Origin of the sequence: Megasphaera sp. UBA4382 (assembly GCF_002391155.1) — a bacterium.
Taxonomy (GTDB): Bacteria; Bacillota; Negativicutes; order Veillonellales; family Megasphaeraceae; genus Megasphaera; species Megasphaera hexanoica.
Map to the genome: position 1 here is coordinate 78,965 of NZ_DGRS01000082.1, position 20,739 is coordinate 99,703.

The window sequence follows — 20,739 nt, forward strand, 5'->3', positions numbered from 1 at the left end:
TGCAAAAAGCAGATGATCATGCTTCTTCTCCCCTCCAGCCGGACATCTGGGCTGCCAGACGGATTGCATGGGCAAACGAGCTCGTTTTGGCAATACCTTTGCCGGCAATATCAAATGCCGTTCCATGTTCCGGCGTCGTAATGGCATACGGCAGGCCACCGGCTACGGTAACTCCTTCATCAAAAGCCAGGAGTTTCGTAGCAATCTGCCCCTGGTCATGATACAACGTCACGACGGCATCGTATTCGCCACGGAAGGCATGCATGAAAATGGTATCTGCCGATACGGGACCGACAATATCTTTGCCCTGGACCTGCAGGCTTTCTACGACGGGCTTGAGGATATCGATTTCTTCGGTACCGCACAGGCCCCCTTCCCCGCAATGCGGATTGAGTGCTGCCAGAGCAATACGGGGATTATCATAGCCAGCCCGTTTCATCGTCTGATAGGTCAGATCGATGGTCTTCAGGACGTTTTCTTTAGTAATATATTTAGGTACTTCTTTGAAGGGGATGTGCGTCGTCACGCGGAATGTCCACAATTTATTCATGACATTGAGGATACCGCGGGGTTTATCCATCCAGTCGAGGCACTGGGCAAAGAGTTCATGTTCGTCTTCTACATGATACCCGCCCCGTTTGAAAGCCTGTTTGTTGAGAGGGCCAAAGACGAAGCCATCAATCTGATGATCCTTCAAAAGGTCCATCGAATACACGAGGGTATCACCGGTCACTTTGCCGGATTTAGGATCGACTTCTCCGATTTTGACCGTATCAGGGTCCAGATTTTTCAAATCAATGATGGAAACAGGACCATCCCAGTCAATCTGATCTACCCTATCTACACAGGTGAATGGAAAATCAACGTGAGAAATTTCCATCCCACGGCGCAATACACGGGCATCGCCGATGAGTACAGGGCGGCAGCACGTATCCGGCATTTTTTCTGCTACCAATTTGGCAATCAGTTCCGGGCCTACACCGGCTGCTTCTCCTAAAAATATACCGATAATTGGTTTCATAGTTATATATTTCTCCTTACGTTATTATAAAGATTTGACGGCCACAGCCCGTACGGGGCAGCCTTCCACACCTACAAGGCGCAGCGGCAGAGCCATAAAGGTAATTCTGTCTTCTGTAATCTGATCCAGACCCGCCAGATATTCAATAAGGAATACACCTTTCAGGAGTAATGCGTAATGTGTCGTCGATTCACTCATAGGCAGGCATCCTTTATACGTAGCCGCCTGTTTAAGAATCTGATCCTGCGGAAAATCAAAGGCGACAGCCTTAGGCTTTTGGGCATAGAGCCAGTCAGCTGCTTCTTCACTGACAAAAGGAGCATCCGTCCAATATTCTTTAGACTGGATATCACGTTTCTTATCCCAGCAGGTCTTTAAGATAATAATGTCCCCTTCACGGATATCCTTGGCATGTTCTTTTAAATCATCTGCCGTGATTTCATGATCGGCACCGATATGAGAAAGGTCGATGACGGCTGCAGCCCCGCTATAGGTATCGACAGGCAGTTCGTCCAAAGCCGGCGCACCACCTGGTTTACAGTGCAGCAGTGTATCAACATGAGTAAAGGCATGTGCCGGAAGCGTCATGACAGAAGCGCGGAAATCATCGCCGGCTTCTAATGTATGTTTCAAACTTTGTTTATATCCCCAACGCCAATGATCACGGATAGGAAAAGATAAATCGATCAACTTCATGATATTTGCATCTCCTTTTAAGCTTCTTTACTTACCGGGGCAGCCGTAGCAGACGGTGCTTTCGTTGCATCTTTTTTCAGGAATAACAGAAGAAGCGGCGCTACGATGGAAGCAGCGACCAGGAATACCATGCCGCCCAGGGAGCTTCCCGTAACGGTTGTGAAATAACCAAAGAGCCATGGTCCGAAGAAACCGCCCAGGTTGCCGACTGCGTTGATGACACCCAGGGTAACAGCCAGTACATCTGCCGTAAGGAATGTTGTCGGAATAGCCCACCAGATACCATAGTAGCACTGGATCAGGCCGCCACAGCAAATCAGGGCGATGACGGCTGCCGTAACATTACCAGAACTTGCCAGAAGTGTAGAAGCCAGCAGGCACAGAGCCGATGTAACAGCCGGTACAATCATGTGGAAACGGCGTTCACCCGTCTTATCGGAATGGCGGGAGTTCAAAGTCAGCATAATCATGGCAAAGAACCAGGGAACGGAAGTCAGCAGGCCAACCAGCATCTGGCTGCTGCCCGTCAAATCTTTCATCATGGTCGGAAGCCAGATAGAATAACCGGCAAATCCGGTCTGTGTCAGGAACCAGATAGCAATGAGAATGATTACATTACGGGTCTTAAGGGCTTCCATGACCGACATACCTTTAGTGGCAATTTTCGATTCTTCTTTTGCAGCAGCATTGACAAGGTAATTCCGTTCTTCTTCAGAAAGCCATTTGGCATCTTGCGGATGATCCGTAATGCAGAGCATCCAGATAATGCAGAATATAATCGGGAATGCGCCTTCAATCCAGAACATTTCACGCCAGGTAGCATAGGTAAGGATGAAACCGCAGATAGGCGACATAATCATGGCTGCAAACGGAATGGAAAGCATCCAGATGCCATTGGCCCGGGCCCGTTCATCCAGCGGGAACCACCGTTTCAGGAGCAATACAATGGCTGGCAGGATACAGCCTTCGACGAAACCGATCATAAAGCGGACAATCAGAAGCTGTGTCACGTTCTGGATAAAGCCGGTAGCAGCAGCAAAGATTCCCCACGCAATGAGAGCTACGCCAATCAGTTTCTTAGCACTCCAGCGTTCTGCCCATAAGCCGCCGGGAACCTGAAGGAATAAGTAACCAATAGCAAAAATACCACCGGCAAGACCGGCATAGGTAGCACCAATCCCCAGGTCTGATTCCATGCCCGGGAAGGCAAAACCGATATTATTTCTGTCAATCATGTTGATGCAGTACATAAGAAATACTGCCGGTAAAATTCTAAACCATCTTTTCTTTGGAACCGTATTCATTTTTTTCTCCTTTACGTCCGTATTAGTTCATTATAATAGAATAAAAACAAGATTGAAACATATTACGGTCAACGTTCGAGTATTAAATCAAATGGCCATTTCGTTTATTCTCACGTTTCGCATGTCTATATGAAATATTTATGCCAATGCGTATTTACAAACTGCCACCTATGATGTAATAACATAAGATATGCTCTTTTTATTTCAACATGATTTGAAAAGATAAAATTTTCACATAATTTACACACAAAAAAGCCTTCTATTTCGATTAAGGCATCGTTCAATGGAACATATCTTTTCTGTTTTTCATATTTACCGTTTCATATTTTTCATTTTGTGAAACAGAATAATTACTTCGGAATTATTCTGTTTCACAAACCTTTTATGCAAGGAACAAACTTCAATATAAGAAAAAAACCGCATACCTCGCGGTACACGGTCTTCTTCAATCAACATTCTAAGAGGAGAACCGATGTGCAGCCACCGATTCTATCCTGTCACTTCATCTGCTTCATTTTCCGCCACAGTGTCGTACGGCTGATTCCCAATCGTTCTGCTGCATGTCCATAATGATAGTGAGTTTCTTCCAGCACTTGCCGGATACGCTGGTATTCATCCATCTCTCCGGCTGCCGGCGCTGCCACGGTTTTCTGCTCTGCAGGCATTGGCCGCTCTTCTGGCAGGGCCTGCTGGGTAGTTCCAGTCTGTACGCCTCCGCTCAGGGCAATACGCAAATCATTTTCATGCAGTTCGGCACCTTCTGTAAAAACGGCAATGCGTTCCGCTACATTATATAATTCGCGGATATTCCCATCCCAGCGTTGCTGCAGGAGACAGTCTTCTGCATCCTTGGTCATTCCCTTCCAGATAATGCCATCACGGCTGTAGATTCCTGAAAGGAAGCGCCGGAACAGAAACAGTACATCACGGCCCCGTTCACGCAATGGCGGCAGTACCAGATGCAGCGTATTAAGGCGATAATATAGGTCTAACCGAAATTTCCCTTCCCGGCTCATAGCCGCCAAATCCCGGTTGGTCGCCGCGATGACGCGGACATCGACGGGAATAATCCGGTCATCGCCGACGCGCATGATTTCATGTTCCTGCAATACCCGCAAAAGCAGTCCCTGCATACGTGGAGAAATTTCCGCTATTTCATCCAGAAAGAGCGTACCGTGGTGGGCCGCTTCAAAGAGGCCGCTCTTACCGCCCTTCCGTGCATCGGTAAAGGCGCCTTCCACATAGCCGAAGAGTTCACTTTCCAGAAGATTTTCCGAAAGGACGGCACAGTTTACAGCGACAAATGGTTCCCGGCTGCGGCTGCTGGCATTATGGATACTCTGGGCAAAGAGTTCCTTCCCTGTACCCGTCTCGCCATTGATTAGCACATTGGCATCGGCCTTGCTGTACTGTTTAGCCAGATGAATCGTTTCCAGAAGAGCCGGGCTCTCGCCCAAAATATCATCAAAGTGAGCTTTGGCTATATGCCCTTTCTGATTTTTTTTGCGCCGGATTTCATTTCCCAGGTTCTGCACCTTCAATACGGGCTGAAATGCCGCAACGGCACCAATTGTCTGATTTCCCGTCTGCATGGGAATACAGGTCAGAGTGACATCCTGGTCGTTGAAACGGGTAATGCGGTTGAGTACCGGCTGGGCCGTTTCCACCACCTGGCGCAGGGGGATATGAGGTAAAAGAGATGCCAGCCGCTTGCCCGTGCTCTGTGGCGAAAGTCCTGTAATATTTGCGGCTTCCCGGTTTATGAGCAGAATCTCATCGTTCTTATCCACGGCAATGATGCCATCGTTCGTATAGTTCAGAATAGCCCGGAACAGTTCGGCCCGGCGCCGTTCCTGCAGGGAAAGCTGATAAGCCCTTTTTGCCTCTACCAGCGCCTGATACACAGCTTCCCGGCCGGAGCTGATGCGAACAGCAGAAAAGCCCAGTTTGCGGGCAATAATCGTAGCCGTCACACCGCCGATGACCGCTCTGACTCCTTTTTCTTTCATTTCCAGAAGTCGTTCCCGTATGCCATCTTCTTCAAATGCCGCAGCAGTTACCAGCTCTACGGGTATCAATTCAGAAATATGCTGGGCGCCGTAAATCATTTCCGTCGTTCCAATGAACCCGATACGTTCTTCGCCCGATTCTTTTTTACAGGCCAGCGCCGCCCGCATGATATCGTATCCACTGATTTTCAGTTCCGTAACCGGCACATGCTTCAGCAATTGTTTCAGTTTACGATACGTAGCCCCTCTGGCCACAACTACGTCGCCGCCAATAGCCACATCATCCAGGATCTGAGTTCCCAGCCGGAGTATCGTTTCCAGCTGCCACTCTTCCCCGCTCTGCTCCTGTTGCTCAAGAAACGTATGGCAGACGACGTCTTTCATTTCCATATATGGCAAAAAGAACGTAATTTTCATAGCTTTCAGCCTGTCTCCTTATCAACAGCAGAGATTGTTGCGCACATTGACGATGAAATCCTGCACATTAGTTACGATAGAATCGACACTCAGACTGCCCCGGTCACGCAATTTGTTGACAGCAAATTCTGAAATATCGACACAATAAAAATAAGTCGGACGTACGACACCATCCACCACGCGATACGACGGGAACATATTGCCGGTCGCTATGGAATGAAGCATGGTGGCCATACAGATAATCGTCGTGGCATCGCTGATCATGGCCCTCATCGCATCCTGTGCCTGATAGACATTTCTAATGACTTCCGGAAGAGGACCGTCATCGCGGATAGAACCGGCCAGTACGAGCGGGACGTGACACTGGTCACATGCCGCGATAATCCCATTGTCTATATGTTCCTGTTCAATAAAAGAATGAATGGAACCATACTGACGTACTTTGTTAATCGTATCGAGATGGTTATAATGTCCCAGCGGTGCCAGCTTTTGGGTATAGATATCCTGCCCCAGAGCCGTCCCCAGATACGCCGCTTCCAGATCATGGGTAGCCAGCGCATTTCCCGCCATGAGTCCATTGACATAGCCATTGCGTACAAGATCCGAAAAGGCCTTTCGCGAATCGGCATCAAAAGCGCAAGCCGGTCCCAGAATCCAGACCACTTTGCCATGGGCTTTTTCATGCCGCAGGAGTTCATAGATAGAATCGTAATCTTTGGAATACGACGTTTCCCGCGAGCGGCCTGTGCGGAATACGAACGTATCTTTATGTTTCTCTTCTTCCGTCAAAAAGCCATCGACGTGTACATAAATCCCTTCTTCACCGCATTCTTTCCGCCCTATGACGACAAGGTCCCCTTTTTTCAGGTTACGGAATTCCACGATGCGGATTTTCTGACCATCATATACGGGCACGCAGTCCATCCGGCTTTCTTCGGCCAGAAGCCAATGTCCGTTTATTTTAAAGTATTCCGGGAAAATCGACATGGAATGGTACTGATCTGGAGCTCCTCCATCTGTCGGTGCCGGCACTAATGTAACGTCCGGAGCATGGACAAACGGTTCTTTCGTAAAATCCGGTGCAGTATAAACTGGCATAGACCAACTCATGATAATTCCTCCTCACTCACATAATATTCTTTATATTCTATATTACATATATATAGTACCTTATTTTATATTGTATCATGCCCGGCCTGAATGAACAAATGATTATTTCTTTCTGATATGGCACTATTTTCTCATTTCCCATGCCTTTACAATCCCTTTTTCATTTCTTATAATGAAGAAAATACACAGAAGGGACGATAGTATGGCAGATGAAAATGTAAAACGAGGAATGGTCTGTGCCACTTTCGGCGCACTCAGCTGGGGACTGTCCGGCACATGCGGCCAGTATTTATTCATGCACTACACCATAGACGCCCTGCTCCTGACGAATATCCGCATGCTCGGTGCCGGTATCGTCCTCATGATTCTGGTCATTTCCCTGCAGCGGCAAACATTGACAGCCCTTTTGCACAACCGGCGCGATATGGTACAACTGGCGGCCTTTTCTGTATTCGGACTCGTTACCTGTCAGCTTACGTATCTATCAGCTATCCAATACGCCAATTCAGGAACAGCCACGGTCCTGCAATCCCTTAATGTAGCCCTTATGTCCTGCGTAGCGGCCATCCGCTTCCGGCGCTGGCCCGACCGCTGGCAGATAATAGCCATCTTTCTGGCATTAGCCGGAGTTTTCCTCATTGCCACAGGCGGCCAGATACAAACTATGGTCATCTCTCCCCAGGGACTGTTCTGGGGCATCGGCGCCGCTATCGGCTCTATCCTGTACACGGTTATTCCCCATAAACAAATCCGCAAATGGGGAACGCTTCCCGTCAATGCCCTGGGTATGCTCATCGGAGGCATCGTGCTGACGCTCTGCCTGCGCCCCTGGCAGAGCGCCATGAACCTCGATACGGCCGGAATCCTGGCAATCGCCTTTATTGTCCTGATTGGCACGGTAGCCTCCTTCACCTTGTTTCTGCGCGGCGTCGGTGATATCGGTCCGGTCAAAGCAACTTTTATCGGCACCCTTGAGCCGGTTTCGGCTACGCTCTCCTCTCTGTTCTTCCTGGGCACACCCTTTTCGTTCACCGATTTCATTGGATTTGCCTGCATCATCGCCACTGTCTATCTTATTACCATGAAAAGCCAGACCTGATTCTCAACTATTTTCTCAATTTTATTGACATGAATGTATAGATACTATATAATGTGTACATTACCTCAAGGGAGTAATCGGTACATAGAAATATGTATAGTAGTATCGACATACTGGTGCCCGCACCCGGTACTATTTGAAATGATGAGACTTGAAGACAGTTTTTCTGTCTTTACGTCTCTTTTTTTTATGATTTTTTATACAGAAAAGGAGCCATCCCTCATGAATACCATCGAATTATTTTTACTGGCCCTGGGTCTTTCCATGGATGCCTTTGCCGTATCGGTCTGTAAAGGCCTTTCCCTTGGACATATCCGCCTGCGCCATATGCTGATTGCCGGTGCCTGGTTCGGCGGCTTTCAGGCCCTGATGCCAACGCTGGGCTATCTTCTGGGCAGTTTCTTTTCCACCTATATCGTGCAGTACAACTACTGGATTTCCTGCCTCCTGCTCGTCCTCATCGGTGGCAATATGATCCGCGAATCAGGCAGCAGTGAACAGGAAAATAACGGTGACGCCGCTCTCGATGTCCGGACCATGCTCATACTGGCCATCGCCACCAGCATCGATGCCCTGGCAGTAGGTGTTACCTTTGCTTTCATGGGCGTATCTATTCTCTACTCCGCGCTCTGTATCGGCTGTACGACTTTCATCTGTTCTGCCATCGGCGTAAAAGCCGGCAGTCTCTTTGGCCTGCGGTATCAGAAGAGTTCTGAACGCCTCGGCGGTATCGTACTCATCCTTATCGGTCTGAAAATTCTCCTGCAGGGGCTTGGTATACTATAGTTCTCAATTTTGCATGCAATGCATTAAATACTTTTCTTAATATTTTTAAGTTTCTTCTTAACTTTAATATTTTCTGGCATTTTGTTTATTTTTTTATTGACGGAGTGAATATTTTGTGCTAGGATGAGAACAAAATTGAATAAAAGGGGGATAGAAAAACGTTCTACTGTCCAAGCTGTCTGGGGAGACAAGATGACAGTCCGTCAGGAACCTATACTGGCGGAGTAAAGAGTATGCGTGCGTTATACCTGACGCATGTATATATTACGTTTTAAGAGGGGAGTATCAGGTATTATGGTCCTTTACAATTTTGCTTTAGCATTTTTTGCCTGCGGCTGCGCATACGTAATCGGTGAATATGTATCCACCATTACCAAAGCGTGGATTCCATCCGTTTTCGTTACGGCCTGCATCATGCTGGTCGGCTACTGGACAATCTTTCCGAAGGAAATGATTACTAATGCTGGTCTCATGCCGTTTGCCAACACTATCGCTATTTTTCTTCTAATCGTTCATATCGGCACTATTATCAGTATCCAGCAACTCATCCGCCAGTGGAAAACGGTCGTCATTTGTCTGTTCGGCCTCTTAGGGATGTGCGTCATCGGCTATTACGTCGGCTCACTCTTTATGGACCGCACCCTTATCATCGCTGGCCTGCCGCCTCTTACAGGTGGTATCGTCGCTGCCACGATCATGCAGATGGCCGCTTCCAAAGCCGGCCTTATGACGGCATCGGTCTTTGCTATCACTATGTACTGCATCCAGGGTTTTGCCGGCTATCCGCTTACGGCTATCTGTCTGCAGGCTGAAGGCCGTCGTCTTCTGAAACAGCTCCGCACGGGAGAAGTCGTCCTTACGCCGGAAGAAATCGAACGTAATTCCCATGTCGGCATGACAGCTATTGCCGATGACAGCAACCGGAAGACACTGATTCCGAAAATGCCGCAGAAATTCAATACACCGGTCTTCATGCTGACTAAACTCGGTCTCGTCGCCTGGTTTGCCATCCTGCTCGGTCAGGCAACACCCGTTAATGGCGCTATCTGGGCACTTGTTCTGGGCGTCGTCTTCACCTACCTCGGCTTCCTCGAACAGAACACGCTGAGCCGTGCCGGTTCTTACTGGATTGTTATGTTTGCCCTGATGATGTTCGTATTCGACGGCCTGAAGAACTGCACCCCCGATATGCTGATTTCCATCATCGGGCCTATGATCATCCTCATCGTTACCGGGACGCTGGGCATGTGCATTTTCTCCTTTGTCATTTCCAAAATCCTCAAGATTTCCTTCCCGCTGGCTTTTGCCAACGGCCTGACGGCACTCTACGGATTCCCCTGCGATGCCATCATTACGGAAATGACCTGCGATTCTCTGGCTGATGATATGGTCGAACGGGGCTATCTCATGAGCCACATGTTCCCGAGCATGATTGTTGGCGGCTTTACTTCCGTTACAATTACATCCGTACTGATTGCTGGTTACTTTGCTACCCTGCTCTGATCAGACAGCGGTCTGCACATATCGGTACAAACCATACAGGCGTTATTCTTTATGGATAACGCCTGTTTTTTTATATCGAAAAAGTCTTCTTCTCTATACTGATTATACAAATCAAATATTAATATATTACATCGCATTTATTATATTCTTATCTTGTGTATATCAGTAAAACGTTTAATTTAATATTTTAATCTATTATAGCTAATTTTTTATTGACAAACCATTTTGACAGTACTAGTATATGAGTCACCACCTCAGAACGAGGGGATTTAGTTATATGAGAGGGGTTTTGGTATTATGGTACTGTATAACTTTGCCCTGGCCTTTTTTGCCTGTGGCGTCATATTCGTCATCGGCGAATACGTTTCCAAATTATCTAAAGCCTGGATTCCATCGGTTTTCGTCACCGCCTGCCTCATGTTGCTTGGCTACTGGACGATTTTTCCAAAAGAAATGGTGACTAATTCAGGCCTCATGCCTTTTGGCAATACAATTGCTATCTTCCTTCTGATTGTGCACATCGGTACGATTATCAGCGTCCAGCAGCTCATTCATCAATGGCGTACCGTCGTCATCTGCCTGTTCGGTCTCCTCGGCATGTGCATTATCGGCTATTTTGTCGGTTCTCTCCTCATGGACCGTACGCTGGTCATCGTCGGTCTGCCACCACTGACTGGTGGTATCGTCGCTACGACCATCATGCAACAGGCCGCAACGAAGGCAGGTCTCATGAGTGCCTCCGTCTTTGCTATTGCCATGTATTGTATCCAAGGTTTTGCCGGATATCCGCTCACAGCGGTCTGCCTGCAGGCGGAAGGCAGACGCCTTTTAAAACAACTCCGTACAGGTGAAGTCGTTCTTACACCGGAAGAAATCGAACGTAATTCCCACGTCGGACTGACCGCTGTGTCCAATGACACTCAGCGTAAAACCCTGATTCCTAAAATGCCGGACAAATTCAATACGCCTGTCTTCATGATGACCAAACTTGGCCTCGTTGCCTGGTTTGCTATTCTCCTCGGTCAGGCCACACCGGTAAACGGTGCTATCTGGGCACTGGTACTGGGTGTATTTTTTACCTATATCGGCTTTCTGGATCAAAACTCTCTGACCCGTGCCGGTTCGTTCTGGATCATCATGTTCGCTCTGATGATGTTCGTCTTTGACGGCCTGAAGAACTGCACACCGGACATGCTGATGTCTCTTATCGGCCCCATGGTCATACTGATTCTCGTCGGTACCGCTGGTATGGGTGTATTTGCCTTCATCATTTCCAAAATCATGCGCATTTCCTTCCCACTGGCATTTGCCAATGGCCTGACTGCACTCTACGGATTCCCGGCAGACGCTCTGATTACCGAAATGACGTGTGATTCTCTGGCTGATAATATGGTAGAACGGGGTTATCTCATGAGTCATATCTTCCCGAGTATGATTGTCGGCGGTTTTACCTCCGTTACTATTACATCCGTACTGATTGCCGGATATTTTGCTACATTGCTTTAAATGCTATAATGACTATAACGTATTTTACTATAGCAAAATCAGCAATCTGATTTATCTTTTTTTCTTTCTGTTTATTTGACAGCAATGTTTCATAGGTTTAATATTCTAAATGAAGTTTATTTTTATTTAAAAGAAGAGGGGTCTTTTAACATGGATATCAAAGAAGTTGCAAAGAAATATGCTGACTATCAGATTAACATGAGACGGTATTTCCATGAAAATCCGGAACTCAGTGAAAAAGAATTCAATACGAGTAAAGTCGTCAAAGAAGAACTCGATAAAATCGGCGTACCCTGGGTTCCCTGCGGTCTGGAAACAGGCGTGCTCGCTACCATTAAAGGCAGCAAACCGGGCAAAACCATTCTCCTCCGCGGTGATATGGATGCCTTGACAGTAACGGAAAAAACAGGGCTTCCGTTTGCCAGCAAGAACGAAGGCGTCATGCATGCCTGCGGCCATGACTGCCATATTTCCATGATGCTGACCGCCGCTCATATCCTGAATGATATGAAGGAAGACCTCTGCGGTACAGTTAAACTGGCTTTCCAGCCGGCTGAAGAAGTAGCCACAGGGGCTCCTGCCATGATTAAAGACGGGGCATTGGAAGGCGTCGACGGCTGCTTCGCTATTCACGTCTGGTTCGACGTCGATGCCGGTCATATCTCCTGCGATGCCGGTCCGCGTATGGGTGCTGCTAACATGTTCACCATTGATGTTACCGGCAAAGGCGGCCACGGTGCTACTCCGCACAGCTGCGTCGATGCCGTTGTCGTCCAGGCTGCAATCATCAACAACCTGCAGTCTATGGTCAGCCGTGAATTCTCGCCGATGGAACCGGTCGTCGTTACGGTCGGCGAAGTCAAAGCCGGCTACCGCTGGAATGTCATTGCCGAAAGTGCACATCTCGGTGGCACATCCCGCTGCTTCAGCAAAGAAATCTTTACGGCTCTCCCGAAAGTCATCGATCGCATCGCCAGCGAAACAGCTGCCGCCTATCGGGCTACGGCTGTTACAAAAAATACAGTACTCTGCCCGCCGGTCATCAACGATGAACACATGGCTGCCGTTGTCCAGGGTGCATCCCGCAAAGTCATTGCTCCTGATGCTCCCGTAGCAGTTCCAGCCACCATGGGCGGTGAAGATTTCGCTTTCTTCATGGATAAAGTTCCTGGCTGCGTCTGCCAGCTTGGTATCCGCAATGAAGCTTGCAAAGCCGTTTATCCACAGCATTCCTGCTACTACACCGTAGATGAAAGTGCCCTCCTGGGCGGTGCTATGCTCTATGCCCAGACAGCACTGGATTTCAATGCTGAAAAATAATCTGTCCACGTCTCGTAAAAAGACCTGCCGCACATGCAGCAGGTCTTTTTATTACGTTCAAATTATCATTATACTTTTGCCATCTTAGACATGGATACATGTCCCGGGTCCCAGAAAATAATATCCCCCGTCCGGAGTGACTCAGGAACGTTGATCGTACGCTGGTTACTGGATCCTTTGAAGAGAAGGGTAACGTCTTTTTTCTCCAGGACAAATTCTCCATCGACGAGAACGTCAATATAGGACAGCAGCTCTTTCGTTTCCGGTACACTGGATACCATGCGCCCCAGAAGATCCCGGTCAAAAAGGTATCCCGTAAAGCACCATACATCCTTATGAGGATAGGTCTGCCGGACCCGCCGCAACAGAGGCAGCAGGCCTTTCTGATTGACTGGTTCCATGGGCTCACCTCCAAGAAGTGTCAGTCCCTGATAGCACTCTTCCCCCAGTAAGGTTATAATCTTGTCTTCTGTTTCCTGTGTATATGGTTTTCCATACGAAAAGTCCCAGGTCATGGGATTAAAACATCCTTTACAATGGTGGGTACAGCCGGATACGAATACACTCAGCCGCACGCCCGGACCATTGGCAATATCGTATTCCTTTATTTCTGCATAATTCATAAATTCAGCCTCCGTGATGAAACAAGGAGCTGCCTCAGGCAGGCAACTCCTTGGTAATCCGATTCCTTTTTCTTATAGATGAAGCACCCGGTCCTTGATTTCCTGTGTACGCCCCTGATTCCAGAACTGGGTACCGATGTATCCGCAGGTCCGGCGTGCAACGGACATCTTGCTCTGATCCCGGTTGCCACAGTTCGGGCATTCCCAGACCAATTTTCCGCTGTCATCTTCTACGATTTTGATTTCACCGTCATATCCACAGACTTCACAGTAATCGCTCTTCGTATTGAGTTCTGCATACATAATATTGTTATATATGTATTTCATAACTGTCAGGACGGCCGGAATATTATTCTGCATATTCGGCACTTCAACATAGCTGATGGCGCCACCGGGCGAAAGGCGCTGGAAATCGGCTTCGAATTTCAATTTATGGAACGCATCAATCGGTTCCGTCACATGGACGTGGTAACTATTGGTGATATAATTTTTATCCGTTACACCTTTAATAATGCCAAACCGTTTCTGAAGGCATTTGGCAAAGCGGTATGTCGTCGATTCCATGGGCGTGCCATATACAGAATAACTGATATTTTCTGCCTGCCGCCATTCTTTGCATTTATCATTAAGACGCTGCATGACAGACAGGGCAAAATCCCGGCCTTCCGGTGTCGTATGGGATTTACCGAGCATGCGCATGCACATTTCATAGATGCCCGCATATCCGAGGGAAATCGTCGAATAGCCATTATACAGAAGCTTATCAATCGTTTCCCCTTTCTTCAGCCGTGCCAGAGCGCCATACTGCCAGAGAATGGGAGCTACGTCCGATACGGTACCACAAAGCCGTTCATGGCGGCAGCGCAGGGCCCTGTGACAGAGTTCCAGCCGTTCATCGAGGATGTTCCAGAATTTATCCATATCGCCATTAGACGAACAGGCCACATCAACGAGATTGATGGTTACGACACCCTGATTGAAACGGCCATAAAATTTGTGGCTGCCATCGGGATTGCGCTGGGAATCTTCGACGGTAAGGAAGGACCGGCAGCCCATGCAGGTATAGACATTGCCCTGTTTCAGCTGTTTCATGATTTTTGCAGAAATATAGTCCGGCACCATCCGTTTGGCTGTACATTGCGCAGCGAGTTCCGTCAGGTACCAATAGGGCGCGTCTTCACTGATATTATCTTCATCGAGGACGTAAATCAATTTCGGGAAAGCCGGTGTAATCCAGACTCCCTTTTCATTTTTGACGCCCTGCATACGCTGGTGCAGCACTTCTTCAATAATCATGGCCAGGTCGTCCCGGGTCTGACCTTCCGGCACTTCATCGAGATACATGAACATCGTCACAAACGGTGCCTGTCCATTGCAGGTCATGAGTGTAATAAGCTGATACTGTATCGTCTGGATACCGCTCTTTACTTCCTCCCGCAGCCGGCAGGCAACGATTTTATCTATAATGGCCGGATCGAGACTTTCTCCGCATACCTTCCGTTCTTCTTCGACCTGACGACGGATTTTGCGGCGGCTGATATCGACGAACGGGGCCAGATGAGCCAGTGTGAATGACTGGCCACCATATTGATTGCTGGCTACCTGGGCGACAATCTGGGTCGTGACGTTACAAGCTGTAAAGAAACTGTGCGGTTTTTCAATCAGCGTTTCACTGATGACAGTGCCATTCTGCAACATATCTTCCAGATTGATGAGGTCGCAGTTATGTTCTTTCTGGGCATAATAATCCATATCATGGAAATGAATGATTCCCTGTTCGTGAGCCCGGACAATATCTTCCGGCAATAAAACTCGTCTCGTCAGGTCCTTGCTGACTTCTCCCGCCATATAATCCCGCTGTGTCGAATTAATGACCGGGTTTTTATTGGAATTTTCCTGCTTGACTTCTTCATTCATCTGTTCGATGAGTGACAAGATACTGTCATCTGTCGTATTCGTTTTCCGGGATATTTCACGCTTATACCGGTACCGCACATACTTCTGGGCCACTTCATAGCCGCGCATTTCCATGATGCCCTTTTCTACCATATCTTGTATATCTTCGACATTGACAGCATGGGGCTGGCTGGCAATATTCTTAGCAATGGTGTCGGCTACAGCCCGGATCTGGTAGCTGTTCATCTGGTGAATCCCGCTGACTTCCTGATTGGCCTTACTGATTGCATTGATGATTTTGGAAATATCAAAGCCCACTTCCTGACCATTGCGCTTGATGACATGGGTCCTTACATTGATGGTTTCTGTCTGCTGTACCTGTTCCATACTACATCTCCTTGTGTCTCAAACATACGAGGTATTCCTCTTTTATATACAAAATATTGTCAATTAATGTTTTAAAAATACTATATATAGTGTCGTTAATGCCGTGTATTATAATACTACAAAATAAGGGAAAAGCCAATAGAAGAATTGGTATTTCACAGGTTTTTGTGAAAACAATATAAGGAAGCCTTGTCCAGTATCAATTTATCATCTGTTATATCGGGCCATTCCCTCGCTATACGGGCGCACAGAAAAACCGGAAGGCGTATAGAAAGTGAATACCTTCCGGTTATACAATATATAGTGTTTTTTATGACAAGCCTGGGAGCCTGCACGCGCCCTGTTACATCGTATGTCCGGTATCTGCCTTTAGCGCTTTTTCCACCCTGCTGTCAGAAGCTGCCTGCTGCACTTCCGGTTTCTGTACTTCCGGAAGCAGTCTGCCTCCTCCGGGCAGATTCCGTGCAGCCCCTTTCAACCAGGCATTATCAGGAATATCACCATTGTAATAAATGTCATATCCGTTACTGTGAACATTCGCCAGCGTCGTATCTTCATCCGTAAAAGCTGTCACATAAGATGTACCCGTTACGTCCCACACAGCATCTTTATCGAGAGAGACCGATACGGCCCGCGCCGTTTTGTCTTTATTAAGTGCTCCTTTAAAATAGGTCTTGTCCCGCAGCACCAGTTTTAATGAACTGTTTCCATCGGCCGTCACATCGCCGGCAATCGTCTGATTGGATACGGCATAGCTGATATCGGTGTCGGCCGGAATCCCATTGCCCCAGGTACTGAACTGCATCAGACTGCCATCCGTCCCGGTAAGCTGCAGCCCGGAAGAAGAGCCGTTGCCTTTCCCCTCCTGGGAAAGCATGGTCTGCATATTTTCCAGACTTTGAAACTTATCCTGCCAGATACGGGCAAAGGGATCCGGCATAACCATAGAATGATCCATCCAGTCATTGAAGAACTGACGCTGCACTGTCATATCGCGGTCCATGCGCCGTTCCATTGCATCCATACGTTGTTCTAATTGATCCATCTGGCGTACCAGCTGGTCGTCCCAATTACCGGAAACTGTACCGGCGGCCTGGGAAACGAAGGCAGTATTGGCAAATCCCAGTGCCAGTACCGCAGCGGCAGCCAAGAATTTACATGTTTTATTTTTCATTATTATCTACCTCCTGTTCCCTAATTATACTACACCATTGTCACGATTACATGACAGCCCGGCTGGAACGGGATATAGACTTTGCGCCACACGATGGCAGGCCTTCCCGTTCCTGTTGCCGGATACGTTCATTCTTTATTTCTGTATGCGCTCCGGTTTTTCTTTCTGTAAAGAGCCGGGGTCTTTAGTTGAATTCTTCTTCTGTAACAACCGATTTTCCGCCGGTTTCTTGACTACTTTGCGGACTTTCTTTTTCTCACTGGATGTTCCGGCAGATGCAGTCACCGTATTTCCTGAAGGAGATGGAGCCGCGATAGAAGCCGTATCGATAACCGCGCCATCCATCTTATATGCCGTCACGACAAAGGAATCCGGGGTTACATCTAATACCAGATACATGGGCTGATCCGTAGGATTATAATAAGCCGCATCACAGTATCGTTTTACCGTATCCGTATACGATTCCGTCCCGGCACGGCCTGTTGAAATATACGTCGTGCCTCCTGTGCCGGGCCTGCCATCTATCAGCGGTTCCGTACGGGCATAGCAGTGTTCATGGGCCGTAAAAACCAGTGGCACATGGTACTTATCAAAAAGGGGCATGAAATATGTCCCGTTGATATCAGGAAGTGCCCGATATGTAGCCGTTACTGCCGGCCGGTGCATGAGCACGATCAGCCTTTTCCCCCGTTTCTGTGCATTTGCCAGATCCCGATCCAGCCAGGTCACTTCATGTTCCATCATGTCCGGATATAACTCGTGCAATTCTTCATAATCCGTATTAAGAGCTGCGTAATGAACGTCGCCATAATCAAAAGAGTAGGCCAGGCGGCTCTGTCCTTCCGGGGCCCCGTACGGTACGGGAAACAGCGCCTTATAGGTATAGGGTTCACAGAATTTCCAGTCCAGAGAATAGGCTTCATGGTTCCCCAGGACCGGTGCTATCGGCATATAGGACGTAAGGATATCAGTATTTTCGTACCACTCTTTCCACTGATACCAGGACTGGCCATTATCGCTCAAATCTCCTACGACCGTAAAAAAAGCGGCTCCGGGATGGGCTTCATAGGCAGACTGCGCCGTCTGTCCCCAGACGCTGTAATCTGATGACTGGGTATCACTGAAGACGAGTACCTCATACCGGTTGAGCTGTTCCGTCGTCGTGTGGAAGGGAAACCAGCCGCTTTCCCCGTCCCCATCGGCAATTTCATATTCATAATCCGTATCGGGCCGGAGTCCCTGCATATAGGCACCATACGTATACGGCGGGACCCAGTCCGCATCGTATACAGGCGGGCGTTTAGGGTTGGTGACAAAGGCCCTTTCTGTTTCCCTGCTGCCTTTCTGACGATACGTAACGGTATAGTCACGGCGTCCGCTGTCATCCTGCCAGGCCACAGTCTTGGCCGTCGCCGAATCGGAGGCCACTATCTGCACCAGATTATTGACAGGAATCGTATCCGCCAGAACCGGCATCAGAGAAGCGCACCAGAAGACAGATAGTATCCCTGCTATGATATGATTATATTTCATCACAATGTTCCTTTCTTATCTTATACTGCATGACCTATTCTAACACGAATAGAAGGACTGGCAAGAGTTATGACACAGTCTGCATAAAAAAATGTCGGAATGGATTGCTTTTTGTCTGAATGGAGTAGAAATTGTCACATTACGCGTGTATACTTGATAAAGATTGTCACAATCGTTTGTGAAATCTCGTATACATAAGGAGGATTATTTTGAAAAAGAAACAATACATACCACTGCTGACAGTTTCAGTTCTTCTGGCCTGCGGTTCCAGTCTGGCGGCCGAACCATCTACCATTAAATTGCAGGATTCCTACGTCCATCCTGACTATGTGGAAGTCGAGCGTCTCAAAGATACAAAAGAAGTCATTGTCATACAGAAAAAAGATATCCAGGAAAAGGGCTACACCAGCCTGTCAGACATTCTGAAAGATGTCCCATCTATCAACGTCGGCCTCACCGGACAGGGCGATATCGATATTCGTGGTCAGGGTTCGGACCAGTCTGCCCGTAACCTGCAGGTACTCCTCGACGGGGCTCCCATTACCTCTGTCGTCAATCATCCTCTCAAGACAAACTATGATGTTGTACCCGTGGAAAATATCGAAAAAATTGAAATCATTCCCGGTGGTGGATCCGTCCTTTACGGTTCCGGAGCTTCTGGCGGTGTCATCAATATTACGACGAGTCTGCGGACGATGAATCAGGTACAGAACACGCTCAATACAGAATGGAATTCTGACGGGGAGAAGCTGAATCTGAACATCGGATCCAAAGTCAATGACAAGCTGACCGTTACGGCCGGTTATTCCAAAATCAACCGCAACCTCTATTTTAAAAACACCTACCGCAATAGTGATTATGTATACGGCGGCTTCCGCTATGACATCGATAAAAACCAGCGGCTGACCGTCCGTGCCAGCCATCTGGAAGAGGACAGCCGCTATATCGGTAATATTTCTATTTCCAAAATGCTGAAAGAAGGTAAAAATTATGTTCCCGCTTATCAGACAGTCACAGTCGGCCTCGATGCAGACGGTCACAAAATAACAGAACAGCGGCGTGATTATCTGAATGGCGACCGCCATCTCGATTCATATAATATGACTTATGAATCCAATATTGGCTCCAACTGGCGGTTTATTGGCGACTTTTTCTATAACAAGGGGTATTACAGCAATACCGATACGGACGATAAGCGCATGTATCACGATACTAAAGGGGCCAAACTGAAATTCGATTATTCCTACGGTTCCGGCAAGCAGAATAACCTGCTGCTCGGCCTGGACATCTACCGGCAAAAAGCTAATCTGGATTATAATAACTATAAATTAGTGAACTATCGGACTAAAACCTATACACTGGAACCATTATCGTTTAATTACGACAAGAAAGTAGAAGCCCTCTATGCTCTGAATGTCATGAACAAAAAGAAATGGACATTCACCCAGGGACTGCGCCGGGAACGCCTGCTGTGGGACTTTGACAAACAGGCAGCCAGCGGACTTTCCGGCGCTGATGAAAGCAATCGCTGGAACACAGCAGCTGAACTGTCGGCAGCATACCATTACAACGATACAGGACGTATATACGCCCGCTGGGAACGGGGCTTTACTTCCCCCGACGGCCTGCAGATCACCGATGAAACGCGTATCGATGGATACAAGCGCTATGTCACGACCGGGGCCGATGACGAAATTTTCAACATGTATGAAGTGGGCTGGCGTGATAAAATCGGAGCTTCCACAATCAGCCTGACAGGTTTTTATTCGTATACAGATAATCAAATGAACCGTTTCTATATTTTTGACGCCCAGAATCACTTGAACATGAAAACCATGAATATTCTGAAAACACAGCGAAAGGGAATTGATTTATCAATCCAGCAGCATGTAGGAAAATGGAAATTTACTGAAGGCTATACGTATCTAAAAGGCCGCAGCAATTATAACGGTGCCGGCGAAGCCTGGATGGCAGAACACCCGAAAGACCGGATTGATTATACCAAGAGCGGGCTCATGAAAGTTCCCAAACATAAAGTCATGCTCCGCGCCGACTACGCTTTCAATAAAAAATTTAATATGGGCGCCACCTACACCTATATCGGAAAATATAATAACTTCCTATCCGATGCCGATAAATATGATAACGATGGCGGAATCATCGGATCTCACTCTCTCGTCGATATCGATGCTCATTATAAAGTGAACAAAAATCTGGAAGTATTCGGTGGCATCACCAATCTGTTCAACAAGACGTATTACGAATACGAATCTGGTATCGGACCCTATAGCACCATCACGGCAGGATCGGACCGGACATATTATGGCGGCGTCAAATATACGTTTTAACATTAAG

At 47.7% G+C, this 20,739-nt stretch carries 15 protein-coding genes; 6 read left to right on the top strand and 9 right to left on the bottom strand.

What is annotated here, in order from left to right:
• Nucleotides 1-16: 16 nt before the first annotated feature.
• From B4H10_RS10280 to B4H10_RS10300, 5 genes are all read right to left on the bottom strand, one after another.
• Nucleotides 17-1,021 (bottom strand): PdxA family dehydrogenase, encoded by a 1,005-nt coding sequence (locus B4H10_RS10280; protein WP_292018785.1) that lies wholly within the window; start codon nucleotides 1,019-1,021, stop codon nucleotides 17-19.
• A 24-nt stretch (nucleotides 1,022-1,045) separates the two neighbouring features.
• Entirely contained in the window at nucleotides 1,046-1,717 is a 672-nt protein-coding gene (locus B4H10_RS10285) for a cyclase family protein (RefSeq protein WP_059076130.1), read from the bottom strand.
• Nucleotides 1,718-1,734: 17 nt separating this feature from the next.
• Nucleotides 1,735-2,967: an MFS transporter gene (locus B4H10_RS10290; protein WP_292018786.1), complete on the bottom strand. Its 1,233-nt coding sequence runs from the start codon at nucleotides 2,965-2,967 to the stop codon at nucleotides 1,735-1,737.
• A 551-nt stretch (nucleotides 2,968-3,518) separates the two neighbouring features.
• Entirely contained in the window at nucleotides 3,519-5,447 is a 1,929-nt protein-coding gene (locus B4H10_RS10295; RefSeq protein WP_292018787.1) for a sigma 54-interacting transcriptional regulator, read from the bottom strand.
• Nucleotides 5,448-5,468: 21 nt separating this feature from the next.
• A complete protein-coding gene (locus tag B4H10_RS10300; protein WP_292018788.1) occupies nucleotides 5,469-6,557 on the bottom strand; it encodes a hypothetical protein in 1,089 nt (362 codons plus the stop codon).
• Between the two features lie 202 nt (nucleotides 6,558-6,759).
• Here B4H10_RS10300 and B4H10_RS10305 point away from each other — a divergent pair, with 202 nt between their 5' ends.
• From B4H10_RS10305 to B4H10_RS10325, 5 genes are all read left to right on the top strand, one after another.
• Nucleotides 6,760-7,656: a DMT family transporter gene (locus B4H10_RS10305; RefSeq protein ID WP_162816204.1), complete on the top strand. Its 897-nt coding sequence runs from the start codon at nucleotides 6,760-6,762 to the stop codon at nucleotides 7,654-7,656.
• Between the two features lie 222 nt (nucleotides 7,657-7,878).
• Nucleotides 7,879-8,442, top strand: a complete 564-nt coding sequence (locus B4H10_RS10310) for a manganese efflux pump MntP family protein (protein WP_075581797.1) — start codon at nucleotides 7,879-7,881, stop codon at nucleotides 8,440-8,442.
• Nucleotides 8,443-8,736: 294 nt separating this feature from the next.
• Nucleotides 8,737-9,945: a hypothetical protein gene (locus B4H10_RS10315; RefSeq protein WP_059076136.1), complete on the top strand. Its 1,209-nt coding sequence runs from the start codon at nucleotides 8,737-8,739 to the stop codon at nucleotides 9,943-9,945.
• Nucleotides 9,946-10,242: 297 nt separating this feature from the next.
• A complete protein-coding gene (locus tag B4H10_RS10320) occupies nucleotides 10,243-11,451 on the top strand; it encodes a hypothetical protein (protein ID WP_292018789.1) in 1,209 nt (402 codons plus the stop codon).
• 150 nt (nucleotides 11,452-11,601) lie between these two features.
• Nucleotides 11,602-12,771 (top strand): amidohydrolase, encoded by a 1,170-nt coding sequence (locus B4H10_RS10325; protein ID WP_059076138.1) that lies wholly within the window; start codon nucleotides 11,602-11,604, stop codon nucleotides 12,769-12,771.
• Between the two features lie 68 nt (nucleotides 12,772-12,839).
• On the opposite strand, the gene nrdG is transcribed toward B4H10_RS10325, so the two are convergent.
• From nrdG to B4H10_RS10345, 4 genes are all read right to left on the bottom strand, one after another.
• On the bottom strand, nucleotides 12,840-13,394 hold the full coding sequence (gene nrdG, locus B4H10_RS10330; protein WP_113855276.1) for an anaerobic ribonucleoside-triphosphate reductase activating protein: 555 nt from the start codon (nucleotides 13,392-13,394) through the stop codon (nucleotides 12,840-12,842).
• Nucleotides 13,395-13,466: 72 nt separating this feature from the next.
• The gene (gene nrdD / locus B4H10_RS10335) at nucleotides 13,467-15,677 is read right to left on the bottom strand and encodes an anaerobic ribonucleoside-triphosphate reductase (RefSeq protein ID WP_059076140.1); all 2,211 of its coding nucleotides are present in this window, start codon (nucleotides 15,675-15,677) and stop codon (nucleotides 13,467-13,469) included.
• Nucleotides 15,678-16,020: 343 nt separating this feature from the next.
• Complete coding sequence (locus B4H10_RS10340; RefSeq protein ID WP_292018790.1) at nucleotides 16,021-16,851, bottom strand: hypothetical protein; 831 nt, start codon at nucleotides 16,849-16,851, stop codon at nucleotides 16,021-16,023.
• A gap of 135 nt (nucleotides 16,852-16,986) precedes the next feature.
• Nucleotides 16,987-18,384 carry a purple acid phosphatase family protein gene (locus B4H10_RS10345; protein WP_292018795.1) on the bottom strand — a complete coding sequence of 466 codons (1,398 nt, stop codon included), beginning with the start codon at nucleotides 18,382-18,384 and terminating at the stop codon, nucleotides 16,987-16,989.
• A gap of 209 nt (nucleotides 18,385-18,593) precedes the next feature.
• Between B4H10_RS10345 and B4H10_RS10350 the strand changes: the two genes are divergently transcribed.
• Nucleotides 18,594-20,732: a TonB-dependent receptor gene (locus B4H10_RS10350; RefSeq protein WP_292018791.1), complete on the top strand. Its 2,139-nt coding sequence runs from the start codon at nucleotides 18,594-18,596 to the stop codon at nucleotides 20,730-20,732.
• Nucleotides 20,733-20,739 lie beyond the last annotated feature (7 nt).